General features: G+C 44.6%; 14 protein-coding genes. 6 read left to right on the top strand and 8 right to left on the bottom strand.

What is annotated here, in order from left to right:
• Positions 1–49 precede the first annotated feature (49 nt).
• Complete coding sequence (locus R7Q41_RS14600) at positions 50–604, bottom strand: sugar O-acetyltransferase (RefSeq protein ID WP_318144548.1); 555 nt, start codon at positions 602–604, stop codon at positions 50–52.
• A gap of 129 nt (positions 605–733) precedes the next feature.
• Entirely contained in the window at positions 734–1,132 is a 399-nt protein-coding gene (locus tag R7Q41_RS14595; RefSeq protein ID WP_005374132.1) for an OsmC family protein, read from the bottom strand.
• A 202-nt stretch (positions 1,133–1,334) separates the two neighbouring features.
• Between R7Q41_RS14595 and msrB the strand changes: the two genes are divergently transcribed.
• Together msrB and R7Q41_RS14585 are read left to right on the top strand one after the other, a co-directional pair.
• A complete protein-coding gene (gene msrB, locus R7Q41_RS14590; RefSeq protein WP_053307140.1) occupies positions 1,335–2,477 on the top strand; it encodes a peptide-methionine (R)-S-oxide reductase MsrB in 1,143 nt (380 codons plus the stop codon).
• A gap of 33 nt (positions 2,478–2,510) precedes the next feature.
• A complete protein-coding gene (locus R7Q41_RS14585) occupies positions 2,511–2,657 on the top strand; it encodes a DUF2256 domain-containing protein (protein WP_005374142.1) in 147 nt (48 codons plus the stop codon).
• Between the two features lie 61 nt (positions 2,658–2,718).
• On the opposite strand, the gene R7Q41_RS14580 is transcribed toward R7Q41_RS14585, so the two are convergent.
• The 3 genes from R7Q41_RS14580 to R7Q41_RS14570 are packed head-to-tail and all read right to left on the bottom strand — an operon-like array spanning position 2,719 to position 6,322.
• A complete protein-coding gene (locus R7Q41_RS14580; RefSeq protein ID WP_318144547.1) occupies positions 2,719–3,426 on the bottom strand; it encodes an SDR family oxidoreductase in 708 nt (235 codons plus the stop codon).
• Positions 3,426–4,970 (bottom strand): cryptochrome/photolyase family protein, encoded by a 1,545-nt coding sequence (locus tag R7Q41_RS14575; protein WP_191115957.1) that lies wholly within the window; start codon positions 4,968–4,970, stop codon positions 3,426–3,428. The genes R7Q41_RS14580 and R7Q41_RS14575 overlap by 1 nt, the downstream gene beginning before the upstream one ends.
• Positions 4,970–6,322 (bottom strand): DASH family cryptochrome, encoded by a 1,353-nt coding sequence (locus R7Q41_RS14570; RefSeq protein ID WP_318144546.1) that lies wholly within the window; start codon positions 6,320–6,322, stop codon positions 4,970–4,972. The genes R7Q41_RS14575 and R7Q41_RS14570 overlap by 1 nt, the downstream gene beginning before the upstream one ends.
• A gap of 349 nt (positions 6,323–6,671) precedes the next feature.
• Here R7Q41_RS14570 and R7Q41_RS14565 point away from each other — a divergent pair, with 349 nt between their 5' ends.
• Positions 6,672–7,685: a GGDEF domain-containing protein gene (locus R7Q41_RS14565; protein WP_005374150.1), complete on the top strand. Its 1,014-nt coding sequence runs from the start codon at positions 6,672–6,674 to the stop codon at positions 7,683–7,685.
• Between the two features lie 90 nt (positions 7,686–7,775).
• Here R7Q41_RS14565 and R7Q41_RS14560 read toward each other — a convergent pair whose 3' ends face one another.
• A complete protein-coding gene (locus R7Q41_RS14560) occupies positions 7,776–8,354 on the bottom strand; it encodes a malate synthase (protein WP_005374156.1) in 579 nt (192 codons plus the stop codon).
• 174 nt (positions 8,355–8,528) lie between these two features.
• On the opposite strand from R7Q41_RS14560, the gene R7Q41_RS14555 reads away from it, so the two are divergent.
• Entirely contained in the window at positions 8,529–10,085 is a 1,557-nt protein-coding gene (locus R7Q41_RS14555) for a DUF3612 domain-containing protein (protein ID WP_213870224.1), read from the top strand.
• Between the two features lie 387 nt (positions 10,086–10,472).
• Here R7Q41_RS14555 and R7Q41_RS14550 read toward each other — a convergent pair whose 3' ends face one another.
• Positions 10,473–11,828 (bottom strand): diguanylate cyclase, encoded by a 1,356-nt coding sequence (locus R7Q41_RS14550; RefSeq protein WP_054574505.1) that lies wholly within the window; start codon positions 11,826–11,828, stop codon positions 10,473–10,475.
• A 132-nt stretch (positions 11,829–11,960) separates the two neighbouring features.
• Here R7Q41_RS14550 and R7Q41_RS14545 point away from each other — a divergent pair, with 132 nt between their 5' ends.
• The gene (locus tag R7Q41_RS14545) at positions 11,961–12,566 is read left to right on the top strand and encodes an alpha-ketoglutarate-dependent dioxygenase AlkB family protein (RefSeq protein WP_053349380.1); all 606 of its coding nucleotides are present in this window, start codon (positions 11,961–11,963) and stop codon (positions 12,564–12,566) included.
• Between the two features lie 69 nt (positions 12,567–12,635).
• On the top strand, positions 12,636–13,724 hold the full coding sequence (locus R7Q41_RS14540) for a DUF3541 domain-containing protein (protein WP_005384167.1): 1,089 nt from the start codon (positions 12,636–12,638) through the stop codon (positions 13,722–13,724).
• A 54-nt stretch (positions 13,725–13,778) separates the two neighbouring features.
• Here the strand turns inward: R7Q41_RS14540 and R7Q41_RS14535 are convergent, their stop codons facing one another.
• Positions 13,779–14,987, bottom strand: a complete 1,209-nt coding sequence (locus R7Q41_RS14535; RefSeq protein WP_017635515.1) for a NupC/NupG family nucleoside CNT transporter — start codon at positions 14,985–14,987, stop codon at positions 13,779–13,781.
• Positions 14,988–15,320: the final 333 nt, after the last annotated feature.

The following is a 15,320-nucleotide window of genomic DNA, read 5'->3' as shown; positions in this document are numbered from 1 at the left end:
AGAGCTCAGTCTGAACTCTCTAATCGCCAGAGTTATTGCATACTAACCTCTACTCTTCTTCGTTGAGACGACGAATCAACTTAGCTGGCGTGCCTCCGTATAGACAATCTGGCGGCACATCATAGTTGACTACCGAGTTCGCTGCAATCACCGAGCGAGCGCCAACTGTTACACCTTGGTTAATAACGGAGTTACCGCCAATCCACACATCATCTTCAATCGTGATGGGTTTACAAAACGTTTCCCAACGTCGGCGACTGCGGTAATCAACAGAATGAGAAGCGGTATAAAATTGCACGCTCGGTCCAATGAGCACGTGGTTCCCGATGGTAATTTTGGCACCATCGAGCATGACCACGTTCATGTTGATAAAGGTTTCTTCACCTATTTCGATGGTCTTACCAAATTCACAATGAAAAGGGGACTGGACAATACAACGGCCTACCTTGCCAAATAGCTGCTTTTGCAATTCGTCGCGCTGACTTTCGTCGGTGTTATTATTAAGCGCTCTAAGTGCTTGAAGAGCATGGCTTCTAATGGCGTCAATTTCTTTGTCCATGCCATCAAAGACCTGGCCAGACATCATTTTTTCTAGTTCTGTCACTGGAAGACTCCTACAACCTGCAATTACTGCTTTCAGATTCTTCACAAGGTACGTGAACTGCGAAATAAAAAAAGAGAAAAGCCCGGACTTTTCTCTTTCCTGTTTTTATATTTTGTGGAGTCTGTCAACTTACACAATTTCCCAACTGTGGGTCATCTCAACACCTTCGCCTAGCATTAAGCAAACCGAGCAGTATTTTTCTAGCGAGTCAGCCGCCACTTTTGCTACGACTTCTGGGTCAAGCTCGTCACCTGACACTTCAAAGTGGATATTCACTTGCGTAAAGATACGCGGTGCGGTTTCACGACGCTCTGTGGTTAGCTTGGCATTAACTGACGAAACCTTTTGGCCTGCTGTTTTTAAACCATCAACAACATCGACAGAGCTACAGCCACCAGCAGCCATTAGTACCATTTCCATTGGGCTTGGTGCGGTTGCACCACCATTGCCATCCATCACTACGGAGTGGCCCGACTGAGATTGCCCAAGGAATTTAAAATCTTCTATCCATTTAACTTCAGCTTGCATGATTTACCTCATTTAGCATCGCTTATTCAAGGCATCGTTGCCCTTACTAGCGGTGTGTTTCTTGTCGATACTTTAGCTCTATCGCATAAAAGGGCAACGGAATTTTCAACATTACTGTAATTTTTTCGCTCGGTTACCTTTCTCTATACGTAACACTTTTTATTTAAGTAACACTTTCTACAAAAATAACGATGAGGTAGCTATGAAGAATATGTCTAAGTTATTGGCCGGTTTCTCCTTCGCACTTCCAGTCTTGTTTCTACTATTGAGTAAAACAGGTACCGCCGATACGATGGATAAGCTGAAGGCTTCAGAGAATACAAGAATCGCAACGCTAGCTGGCGGTTGTTTCTGGTGTACAGAATCGGATTTAGAGCAACTGCCCGGCGTAATCGATGTTGTATCAGGTTATTCAGGTGGTCATATTGAAAACCCGACTTACCGCCAAGTCTCTTCTGGTAAATCTGGTCATATTGAAGTGATTGAGGTGAAGTACGATCCTGCTGTCGTGAACTACGAGCAAGTGCTGGACTACTTCTTCCGTCATATCGACCCTACCGACGATAAAGGTTCATTTGTTGACCGTGGTCCTCAATACCGTCCAGCGATCTTCTACCATAATGCGGAGCAAAAGCAGATTGCTAAGCAGTTTATGATGGAAATCGACAAGGCGATGATCTATCCAAAACCGTTGAAAACAGAGCTGATCGAGTTTGAAAAGTTTTACCCTGCGGAGTCGTATCATCAGGATTACTACAAGAAGAGTAGCTTGAAGTACAAATACTACCGCTACGCATCAGGTCGCGATAAATATCTCGACGAAGTATTTGGTGAAGATCGAAAAGAAAGCCCTAAAACACTTCGACAGTTGATTGAAGAAAAAAAGCTGTTTTCGAAAGTGAAAGCGTACAGTAAGCCTGCTCAGTCTGAAATCAAATCAAACTTAACAGAGCTACAGTATTACGTGACGCAAGAAGAAGGCACGGAGCGTCCGTTTGATAATGAATACTGGGACAACAAAGAAGCGGGAATTTATGTGGATATTGTGACCGGTGAACCGCTATTTTCTTCTACTGATAAATACAAATCTGGCACAGGTTGGCCAAGCTTTACTCGACCAATTAACCCGGGTTACATCGTGGAGAAAACCGATTATAAACTGCTCTACCCTAGAACGGAGATCCGCAGTAAGTTTGGTGATTCACACCTAGGTCATGTGTTTAAAGATGGTCCGAAGCCGACGGGATTACGCTATTGTATGAACTCTGCTGCGATGAAATTTGTACCTGTGAACAAGATGGCGAGTTTAGGCTACGGCGATTACCTGTACCTATTTGATAAGTAGTTTTAACCAAATTAGGAGTGAACATTCAGCGCGATGAAAGGTTTTAAATCCAACCTTCCCATGAAAGTCTGTCCGGTCTGTCAGCGCCCATTTTCTTGGAGAAAGAAGTGGGCGCGAAATTGGGAGGAAATCGTTTATTGTTCTGAGCGTTGCCGAAGAAATAAATCAACGAAAACGTAGGTCACTCCGACCCTCTCTGGAGTATGTTATTTCATTTGTATTAACGTTTGTACGCGTTCTCTTACCAAGGTAATAACGTCCCATCATAAGCCCAAAACGCCCCGCTATCTTGCGGGGTTGCTTTTTCTATCAAGCCTAATAAATCCTTAGCAACTCGCTCTGGCGTGAACAACTTTTCCTCTGGGACATTGGTTTGAAAAGGTGCCGACAAAGCGGTATCTGTGGTGCCAGGGTGAAGTGAAAGCACCGTGCCATGTTTGACCACTCTTTGCCATTCGATCGACATGGTTTTTAGGAACATGTTTAATGCGGCTTTCGATGCTCGATAGCTGTACCAACCACCTAAGTGATTATCGCTAATGCTGCCAACTTTGGCCGAAATGGTCGCAAACTTGGGTGCAGTACTGCGCTTTAGCTTGGGCGTGAAGTATTTCGCCAACAGCAAACTTGGCAAAGTATTAACCGTGATGGTTTGCTGAAAGAAGTCTGCGTCGAGCGAGCTAAGATTCTTCTCAGGACCTTTCTCTTGGGTGTGCAACATACCAACACAGTTCACCAACCAATCGACGTGTTCAATCTGCTCACTGAACGCTTTTACCTGCTCGTCTTGCGATACATCCACTTGATGCCAAACGACATTTGGGTGTTGCCAATCTGGTTGCTGCTTACGATAAGTGGCATGCACGCGAGCTTGAGGAAACCGAGCTGCGGCTTCTCTCACCATCGCCAAACCAATTCCACCATTGCCACCGACGATGAGTATTTCCATCACAAGTTCTCCACGTTTTCTATGTAGTGCTCTGCGGTATCAAGAATCGCTTGGCGTTGTTGTTCTTCCATGTTGTCCCAAGAGCGGAAAATCATCCCGATTCGTGGATTGGCTGCGAGGCGCTTGTCGTGTTTGTTCATAAAGCGCCAATAAAGGCTGTTAAACGGACACGATCCTTCCCCACTCCTCGCCTTATTGTCGTAATGGCAACCCTTACAGTAGTCGCTCATTTTGTTGATGTAAGAACCACTCGCCGCGTAAGGTTTGGTGCCAACAATGCCGCCATCCGCAAACAATGCCATGCCACGTGTGTTCGGCATTTCGACCCATTCAATCGCATCAACATAGATACCGAGATACCACTCATCCACTTGATCTGGGTCGATCTCGGTTAGCAAGCAAAAGTTACCAGTGACCATCAATCGTTGGATGTGGTGTGCGTAGGCGTAATCGAGGGACTGCCCAATCGCATTGCGCATACAAGCCATTTTAGTTTCACCATTCCAGAAGAAATCTGGCAGCTTTCTTTCTGCGCCCAATTCGTTGTTTTTCGGGTAATGAGGCATGTTCGCCCAATAGACCCCTCGAATGTACTCTCGCCATCCTAAGATTTGGCGAATAAACCCTTCAACTTGAGAAATGTCGATGTCCGCGTTGGAATGAAATGCCTTGAGTGAAGCATCAATGACTTCTCTCGGGTGCAGTAATTTGCTGTTAAGCGAGAATGAAATTCGGCTGTGATACAAGCTCCACTTAGCGTCGTGCTGGCCTGTCATGGCATCTTGAAAACGTCCGAATAACGGCAGACAGACTTGGCAGAAATGCGCGAGTAAAGAGAGGCTTTGCGCGCGATTAATCGGCCACAACAAGTCCCCTTCAAGATTTCCGATGGTTTTGATGTCATGTTTTGCCAACCGCTCAACAATGCTGCGGACGTCGGTACTGAACATCAAAGGTTGTGGCAGTTGTTCAATGTCTTTGGCTTTGAGCTTATTACGGTTATTGGCATCGTAATTCCATTTTCCGCCGACGGGTTTTCCGTCTTGCATCAAGATGTCGAAGCGCTTGCGCATCCGGCGGTAAAAGTGCTCCATCATGATGTGTTTGCCTTGAGGAAACTGCGATTCTATTTCCTCAAACGGCAACAAAAAGTGTTCCGAATCGACACAACGCGTAACGACCCCATCAAGCTTTAGTTTGGCTAACTGCTCTAGTAAACGGTATTCATCCGGGCGTTGATATTCAAACTTACTTGCACCAACTTCGCTCAAGTAATGTTGCAAGACTTGCTCAAGATCGTCGAAGGATTGTGTGTCATCCAACGTGAGGTGCAGAACTTGGTGACCTTCACTCTGACGCTCTTTCGCAAACTGTTCCATTGCAGAAAAGAACGCACACACTTTCTGAATATGATGCGTGACGTAAGTATTCTCTTGCTTGAGCTCCGCAATCAGGTAAAGCACTTGCTCATCCGGTTGCTGAAACCAAGAGTGCTCACTGTTAAGTTGATCGCCCAAGATCAATCGTACGGTTTCAAATTGCATTACGGTTTCTCCGATGACGAAGCTTTGTCACTGCTGCCCATCACAATCGGCCAATCGACCATGTCTACACTATCTAAATGCGCGCCAGCACAACGACCTTGCCACCTATCGATGAACTCCATGTGCGGATCGTACATTTCGGCTTGCTGTTCGAGGTTGAATTGTCGTGAACCACGCGGATCAGCACCAACGCCCGCTAGGTATTGCCAATTTCCCCAGTTTGATGCCACATCGTAATCAACCAGTTGTGACTCAAAGTACGCCGCACCATAACGCCAATCGAGGCCAAGCTCATGCACTAAACAACTGGCGACTAACTGCCTGCCACGATTCGACATATAACCGGTTTCATTAAGCTGATGCATACACGCGTTCACGATAGGAAATGGCGTTTCACCTTTCTTCCATTGTTGAAAACGGTGCGCATAAAAGCTGGTGAGTGGTGCTTGATTTTGGATGCCACCGAATCGGAAGAGCTGCCGCTTGTATCGACGGGCATACCAATAAAAGTATTCACGCCAAAGCAGTTCGAAGTAAATCCAATAGGTTGAATCATTTGCGCCATTCGCGGCTTCATAACGTTTTAACATGGCATAAATGGTTTTCGGAGAAAGGCACCCATGAGCTAACCAAGGAGAGAACTTGGTGGAGTAATCCATGCCATCTAAACCGTTGCGCGTTTGTTTGTATTCACTTGCTAATGTTGAGGCAAAATACTGACGACAATGTTCAAGCCCGCGGCTTTCTCCACCATGAAACGCAGCTTTTGCGTCAAAGTAATATGCAGTAACGGAAGGAAGATTCACACCTAAAGGAATTGGAGGTAACGAACGGATACTCTCGTGGGGCCGAGAGATGTCTAAACTTTCAACTTGCTTTCTAAACTGCGTGAAAGTCGTAGGCAGTTTGCTCAAGTCAAATGGCAGTTGTTCTTCCCTTAACAGGGTCCGGATTGTTTGCTGTTTTATTTTTACATGAGAAGCGCCTTCAACTGCTCGATCTAACGCTTGTTGCTCATCCGAACCGGGAAAGGCTTCAGCATATATATGTGTGACGCCGAAGCGATTAACAGCATACTTGATTGCTTGATCGGGCGTCAGTTCAACTGCCCACAATCGCTGACCAAGGTGATTCAAAGATTGATTGAGTTCACTAAGCGATGCGTCGAGAAACTGCAATTTCGCACGCCCGAAAGAGGCTTCCTGCGCAAAGTGATGCAAGTAAGGCGTCATTGAAGGGTAGCAATACAAGCAAATTAACTCGTCCATTTCTACACTGGCGCTTTTCAACAGTGGGTTGTCGTGCAATCGCAAGTCGTTCGTGAACCAGTAAAGTCCTATTTTCTTTTTCAATTCGCACCCTCAGATGTTAATTCTTCGTCTACGAGTTCTTTTCACGGAGACCCTGACGTTAAGCCTTTTGATTTACTTGCTTTTATACGAAAACGAGAGTTTGACGATCATTAGGTTACTAACGTTCACACGGAATCCATTTGCTGGATATCTCAAAACACGCAATACCACCAAATGCCTGTACATGTTTCATACTGATATTTTATAAAATTTGAATCCAACGGTATTGATCACGATCTTAATCACTCATTTTCTATATAAACCATGCAAAAGTGATAAAAATTAAAGCGACATTAGTTAATATCCGTTAATCTAAGCCCAATCCCATTTTGCTAGTACCATCGCAGAAATGACCGACGAGTTTAAGAAATCAACCGCTAATTTAAAAAAAGCGGTCCCACTGATGATCAAAAACCATGTTGCTGCCACGCCAGCCAACTACGCGCTTTGGTATACCTACGTTGACAAGACCATTCCAGAACTCAACTTTGAGTTAGACACGGTGTTAGAAAACTACGGTATTTGCCCGCCAGCAACCAATAAACAGCTTTACAACAACTATGTGGCCAGCAAAGCAGAAACCAGCCTTGAAGATCTTAGAACCAATGTAGAAGTTCTGCTACATGAAGTATCCAGTTCAATGAGCGATACAATTTCAGATACTTCCTCCTTTTCTGAGATGGTAGACAAAAGCTTTAATAAACTGGAAAAAGTTGAGGACAATAGCCTAAGCATTGAAGAAGTGATGGTAGTGATTCGTCAACTTGTCGCAGAGTCACACGAAATTCGTCACTCAACAAAGTTTTTGAATAGCCAATTGACTAACGCGAGTGAAGAAATTTCTCGCCTCAAAAACCAACTGGCTGAAGTACAGCAAGATGCGTTGTTCGATGGTTTGTCAAACCTATACAACCGCCGAGCATTTGACAAAGATCTCTCTTCACTTATTGCATCAAATCAGGCAATGACCTTGATCATGCTTGATATCGATCATTTCAAATCATTTAACGACAATTACGGGCACCTTTTTGGCGATACAGTATTAAAAGCCATTGCCCGCCGGCTACAACAAAGTTGTCGAGATGGGATATGTGCGTACCGTTTTGGTGGTGAAGAATTCGCGTTAATTGTACCTAACAAATCTCTGCGAATTGCTCGCCAATATGCAGACACACTACGCCGGATGATAGAAAAACTGCGTATCAGAGATAAGCGCTCAGGCACACAAGTTCACAGCATTACCGCTTCTTTTGGGGTAGCAGAATTTGAGCCGGGTGATACGCCTGAAGCCTTAATCAATAAAGCTGATAAACAGCTTTATGAAGCAAAACAACTCGGTCGTAACCGCGTGATGCCAATTTAAATAAACTGACTAAGCGAAAACGACTTTTACGATGAAAAAGAAAACCCCGCGACGTAAAGTGCGGGGTTTTTATATCCAATCATGAGTATCTTAATCGACGCTGTAGCAGTAACTTAGAATGTAGTCGTCACCATTTTTTGCGGTATATTCTTTATCTTCACTGCATGCCATCGGCTTACCTTTTTTGTCGCCTTTGATTAGACTTATCCAATGGCGCATCGCGGTTGGTGCATTGCCAGTTAGTTCAGGATGAAACGTCGTGCGAGTTTCCAATTGAATATCGTCAATGTCCACTAATTCCACGCAACCAGTGCCTTTGTGACAGCCAAACAGCACTTCTACATGATTGCCCGAATCATCTTTAAACAAAATCGACTTTGGATCTTCCTTTTCACCAGTGTACGCCACAAAATGTTTCGGGCTTTTCAGGCCGCTATGCGTACCGTCTTTGAAGTAAGCCAATACATGGCGATAATCAATTACGTAACTTGATACGTCTTGGTGCGACCCGTTCTCCAATGGGAACATGCGGTCAAGCAGTTGCTTCGCTTTTACTTGTTTCTCACTCTGCTGCTCGGCACTTACCGCTTCGACGGCAAATACGGCTTCAGCGATAAATGGGCGTTGTTGTTGTTGCATCTCTTTTTTATCGAAGTTCAGCATATTCATCGTCATATCCTCGCACTTAAAAACTCGTCCTAGAGTAAAAACTTAAATCCTTTATTTAAGTTTCAGGCAATTCTGTGAAGTGGATGGTTAATTTCCTTGCCTGCTCATTATGTAGACTAGCGAAATATTGACTACAATTTCACAACAAAAATTTTACAATGTGAATTTTACAAAATGTCTGTGTCAAAAAGCCTTATTCGTCAGTCTCATTTTCTTGGTACGAAAATTCGTAATCTAAGAAAAAACAACCATTTAACGATGGAGGATTTATCTGCCCGTTGTGTAAGAATTAATCCAGAGTACGCTCCTTCGGTTTCTTACCTTTCGATGATTGAGCGCGGAAAACGCGTACCGAGTATCGATATGCTCGAAGTGATCGCGGAAGTTTTTCAAAAAGATCCTGCGTGGTTTTTAGATGATGAACCCGAATTAGAAGCCATCACACCCAACAAAGGGAATCGTGGTGGGATTAGTGGCATGGCGCTGGAGCCGAGCTTCCTGTTCTCCAATGATATTCTTCAAATCGCGATACCAGAAATGCTCTCCCAAACAGGTATCACAGGGCGTCAATTCGCCCACTTACTGATCCGCGCACACCAAGAGAACCACCAAAACCATTTCCCAGACTTAGAACGGGCAGCGGAAGAAGTGGGCTTAAAGCGACTTAATCTGTCAGTGGAAGATCTGATCGACATTGCAAAGAGTATGGGGTTGGATATTCGCTGGGTAGACCGAGCGCCACAAGATGTGATTGATGAACTGGGCGTCAGCGCCAAACAGTTGATTACGTCTTTCATGGAGCCACCTGGGACTATTTATCTCAATAAACGAATGCGTGACTATCCAACCCGATTGAAGTATGACTTGGCGGTATATATCGGCCATCGAGTGCTCCATAGCAGCGATGCAATGAATAACGTTTTATCTATCGGGCATCAAAACAATTGGGAGCAAATGGACAGCCCTGTGTCGAACTCTGAACTCAATTCGCAAGATATCCTGCAAGCTTGGCGTGATTTTGAGTCCAGCTTCTTTGCCGGTGCCCTACTCTGCCCCAAAGTACCCTTTCGTCAGTTGCTTGACCGTTCTGGTTACGAGATTGATGTTCACAAAAAGGCGGGGGTTTCTCCTTCCGTTGCAATGCGTCGCATGACGGTGGTCTCGCCTTACCCTCATTGGCACTATTTTGATGCCTATGGCCCTGGCAAGTTAAAAGCCGTGTATCGCGGAAATGGTATTCCATTGCCTTGGGGCAACATGCGCAAAGTGAACGACCCTTGCCAGCACTGGGCCGTATTCCGACGCCTTTCCCAGCCTTTGGATACCAGTTCAGCGCAAATTTCGATTTTAAATGTTGGCGACGAGCCACGTATCTACTGCTGCGAATCGGTCAACGTATTTGATCCTGCGGGGAATAATCGCGTGCTATGTGCCGGTATTGATCTTAACCCTGCCATTTCTGCACAAGGTGGCGATGCCGTTTCCATAGCGGAAGAACTTAAGTCCCTTTGTGTCGCTTCCGGCGGAAGTAGTGTTATTCCTCCCCACATCAAAAAAGACTTAACGACTATCGCTAAGATATTAAACATCAACTGGATAGAGCGCGGGATTCAAACCCAAGCAAGGTTGATCTGCTCCAGAGGGGCGGTTTGTCCAAGACAACCTAGTTGTTACAGCAAGTGCGGAGAAGCTGATGAGACGGGCAACGACGTGAATATCATCGGTCTTTAGAAAGAAAAAACGCCAATCACAATATACGTGATTGGCGGTATATACTTGTGAACAATTTGTATTCACTAACAACGTCAGTTGGCTAGGTGACCCTCGGCTTAATAAGGGTCACTCTAAGTAAAGCACGATGCGTGCCAACTTTAAAAAAGCCGTTTTTTAGTAGATCCAGATGCATATCGTTGCTTTATTAACCATTAATTTCGCAAACTGCATTTGCAAAATGCAACATTATGCAAATATGCCACTTAATGCACTGCTAATAACGACTCTCTCAGCAAAGTGTCTGTGAACATATGAAGTCACATATTCTTGTACCCAAATGATGATGAGATTTCGGGCTCCCAACTTTACCATTCTTCTAACCCCTTATTGAAACTGGGTTCAGGCTCATCCGCCATGCTTTTGTTGATACATTCTCTCATCGGCTAGTTTCATCATTTGCTCAGAAGATGACATTTTCGGGTCAAATATCGCGTACCCAATACTGGCTTTCAAATAGATAAGCGTTTCATCGTAAATGACGGGCGTCGAGCATAGCGCTAATCGAAGTTTTTGTAGAAGGGACTGAACATTTTCTTCCGTTCCTGGGTGATGAACTACAACTAAGAACTCATCACCGCCCATTCTGGCCACGATGTCTGATTTACGCAGAGAGCTTTTTACCCTTTCAGCCGTAGCGATTAAAACTTTGTCACCTGCGTCGTGACCATAGGTGTCGTTAATGTGTTTAAACCTATCTAGGTCAATATTAATTAAGGCGAAGCTATAACGCTTTTTATAACGTTTCGCTATTTCAAACTGCTGCTTGTAAAACTTCATAAAATAGCGACGGTTTGGTAAACGCGTGAGTTCATCGTGTAAAGCTCTGTCATCTGCAATGGTATACAGTCGATAAATGGCGAACAGCGCGAGGCTAAGTGCGAATATAATGGGATAGCCGATTACTCTAGCTAAATGCAACTGATGCCAAGAGATTTGGCGATCAGCTTTGCCTCCAGAGAAAACCACCATACTCCACCCACCATAAGGAAAATGAACCATCTCTTTTGCATATGCCATGCTATTTACACTTTGCGCGCCAAAGAAAGCATCACCAAATGAGCCACCGCTATCGTAACCACGGATCATTAAAGGGTAACGATACGAGAAATCAATTACGCCGGTTTCTCTCATCAGAGCATCGAAATCAATCACCGCACTGATCACTCCCCAGTAGTCCTGATTCATTGGAGGATCAAGAAAAACAGGCACACGCACGATCAAACCTCGGCCACCTTGAATCAAAGTCACTGGCCCTGCGATGAAAATTTCTTGTACATCCTTGGCTTTTTGCACCTGTACCCACTGCTGTGGCACTGCGCGGTAATCAAGGCCGATTAGGCGCTCATTACCTTGGCGTGGAAATACATGACTAATTACATCATTTTTCGCGATACCGATGATTGTAATATGTTTACTTTTATTTAGGATTCGGTGAGCGGCGATACTCAATTCTTCTTCTTGGTTTTTAGGAAGTAACGTAATGAGTGTCGCTAAAGTACTGGCTTTGTAGATATCCGCCATAAGTACCGCTTCCAAATTGGAACGGAGAATGGAAAGTTGTTCTTTGGCCTCAACTTGAACTCGCTCTTTGTGAAGCTCTTGCTGGTTTCGATTTAACAGCTCGATAACCCCAATACACAAAGCGAAAAAGGTGAGGAAGAACAATGCAAAATAGCATCGTTTTCTGGGTAAATAACGCATTTTCTCCCCACAACTCGTATACAACTACGAGATTTTTTATTTATTGTTAAAATTCTTATTATCACAAGAATAACCAATCATAATCAGAAAGGTAACAGTGATTGACAACTTTTATGTTTTAGGTGTGAGATGATGCATCAACAAGGCGATTTATTTGGCGGCGATCTATGGCAAGAAGTAGAAAGAGGAAAACTTTATTATGATCCTCAATTTCTTAACCATCTTGAGGCGGATAATTACTTTGACCAACTTCGAAAGACACTGCCATGGCACCAAGAACACATTACTATGTTCGGCAAGTCAGTACTTCAACCTCGCTTACAAGCGTGGCACGGTGATGCAGCATATACTTACTCAGGCTTAACCATGCAGCCTCACCCTTGGACTCCTGAGTTAACTCAGCTCAAAGTGCGTTGTGAATCAGTTGCTGATGTCACTTTTAATTCTGTTCTCGCTAACTTATATCGACACGGCCAAGACTCAATGGGCTGGCACCAAGATAATGAACCAGAGTTAGGTAGAAACCCTGTTATCGCATCTTTGAACTTAGGTGAAACACGTCGATTTTTGCTTAGAAATTTACATTGTAAAACTGAGATTGAATATGAGCTTTCTCACGGCTCCTTACTGATTATGGCTGGCGAGCTACAGCATCACTGGAAGCACTGCGTACCAAAAACCGCGAAAACCAAAGATGAACGTATCAACCTGACTTTTAGGCAAATTTTTAACTATTGACTCAGCTTTTACATTCTCAATTAATATTGATGGTAGGTTTAGGTTCAGGACTTCATAGGGAATGGATTTATGCGTATTAAACCTCTTAGCTTAGCGGTCTTACTCTCTTGCTCACTTACCTTTGCAGCTCAGGCATCACAGGAAGAGGTACCGCTTCTCGATAATACTCAATCAGCGCAGTTGATTCGTAGTACCTACGAACAGGAACTGTTCACTTTCCCGGCGTTTAAAGAGGGCCATTTTGGCTTACGCATGTACCGCCAAACATTAGATGAGAAATATCACGCTGCCATTTGGACCGACATGGCACAAGTAGCCAGCCGGTTAAACCAATTTGCTAATGAAGTTGTTGAACCAGAAGACATCATTCTCTATTCATCTCAAAGGCTGACCACGTATCAAGAGAAAGAAACCGAACGAGGGCAGCGACGCTATACCGTGACTAAACACCATCCTGAGTACCTTTATCTTGGTGTGGATTTGCTTGGCGCAATGGCAAGAGCAAACGAATACGGCCTAAAGCATAAACAAGACAAAACGCTGAGAAAAATTATTAGGCGCTACGATTTCTCGCGTTACGTTACGGACAAAGAGATGATAGAAGCATGGGCAGCTCAGCTTGCAAACCAAGTCTACTGGCTTCGTCAGTTAGGAGAGCAAGATGTGGTCGAGGAATTCACTCAAACCTTCCGTGACACCTACCCCGACGATAAAGATAAGATGCTTTCAGCTCAGCAGTATTGGAACAAACTCTATGGGATGACGCACATCATCTTTGCCGATTCACAGTATTATCAGGAGCGAGTAAGCGAGAAGAAACACCAATGGATTTATGATTACTTTCGCAACAATATCGACACTATCCTACTGCGCGCCAAAGAAGACGTGATTGCGGAAGTCGGCATTTCGTTTTTGTTAGCAGGCTTGGACCATGATCCGGTCGTAAAGAAAACCCGCCAAGCCATTCGTCACGCAATCAACGCAGAAAAAGGGATGATTCCGTCGGTCGACGGTAACTTTGATCTCAAGTACGGCGAACACCGTAACGTGCTAGCCATCATGCTGCTCGATTGGAAAGGGGTACATAAAGCGCCAACTTATCAAGAGCACCCAGAGGCTTTTAAATCGATACCTTACGGCTTAATGCCCAAGCCTTAGAAATAACAAAACCCGCCATTTAGGCGGGTTTTTAGTGTGTATCTTCAATCTAAATTAGAGAGAGATAAAAATGCCCGCTAAGCACGCACTCATCAGGTTAGCGAGTGTACCAGCAGCAACCGCTTTTAGGCCTAGACTTGCAACATCTTTGCGGCGCTCAGGTGCCATCACGCCGATAGAACCCAACTGAATCGCAATTGAGCCAATGTTCGCAAAACCACACAACGCAAAAGTGATAATAATTTGAGTATGCTCAGACAGTGTCGCTTTGTGCTGCACAAAATCGATAAACGCAACAAACTCATTCATCACCACTTTCTGACCAATGTATGAACCCGCAGCTAGGATTTCGTGGCTTGGCACACCAATCAACCATGCGAGAGGTGCAAACAAATAACCAAAAATCGCTTGTAGCGTTACGCCAGAGAAACCAAGTATCTCACCCAAGTTTTCTAGCCCCGTGTTCACCATCGCGATAACACTCACGAAAGCGATAAGCATGGTACCAACAGCAACAGCAACTTTCATACCGCCCATAGCACCGCTTGCTAGCGCATCAATTACGTTGCTTTCTTCTGATTTATCTAGCTCAATATTGTTGTAATCGCTTGGCGTTTGACGCTCAGGAACGATAATTTTTGCCATCATCAAACTACCTGGCGCTGCCATAAAGCTTGCCGCGATCAAGTATTTGAGGTCGACACCCAAACCAGCATAACCACCAAGCACACTGCCCGCCACTGAAGCCATACCACCAGCCATCACGGCAAACAGTTCAGAGCGAGTCATGTTAGAAAGAAATGGACGAATAAGAAGTGGTGACTCGCCTTGAGATAAGAAGATGTTCCCTGTTGCAACCAAAGACTCTGCTTTACTCGTACCCAAGAACTTCTGGATAGCGCCGCCAATAAATTGAATCACTTTTTGCATAATGCCCAAATAGTAAAGGGCGGAGATAAGAGCACTGAAGAAGATGATGATAGGAAGAACACGAATAGCGAAGATAAAGCCAGAAGAAGCGAGGTCACCAAAGAGGAATTTAATCCCTTCATCAGCAAAGCTGAGTAGCCCCGCGACCCCATTACTTAAACTCGCCAGCGCCGCTTGACCCAACGGGAAATAGAGCACCAAAGCAGCAAACCCCATTTGTAGCATCAAGGCGCGAGATACAGTTTTCCAATTAATGGAAGAACGACCCTCAGAAAGTAGGAAAGCACAACCTAGCAGTGCAACAATACCAAATAGACTAAATAGAACACTCATGAGCTGGACCTAATAAACGTTGAAAAAGAAAAAAGAGCCAAAGGAATTGGCAGAAGAAAGGGACAACGCAGCGAGTGATAACTCACTTTTAGATCCAGAATGTAGACAGAACGAATAGTTCGACATCTTATTTTTACCTTATACAAGCAATTGAACGTAGCTGGTCCGGTCCGTGGGGTCATTCACTGCTGGCGAGCATGTTGCTTGGCCTGCTCCATGTGACGGCTTGTATGGGTAAGGGTCCTGAACAACTAAACCCTAATTCCCGCTTAAACGGGACGCAAGTATAGCCAACAAAAAGAGATATTCATCACATTTATTTACGCAAACGTT

The sequence above is a fragment of the Vibrio sp. 2096 genome (assembly GCF_033339595.1).
Lineage (GTDB): Bacteria > Pseudomonadota > Gammaproteobacteria > Enterobacterales > Vibrionaceae > Vibrio > Vibrio alginolyticus.
The sequence above is the reverse complement of the archived record's forward strand: the minus strand, read 5'-3'. Positions and strand labels throughout refer to the sequence as shown.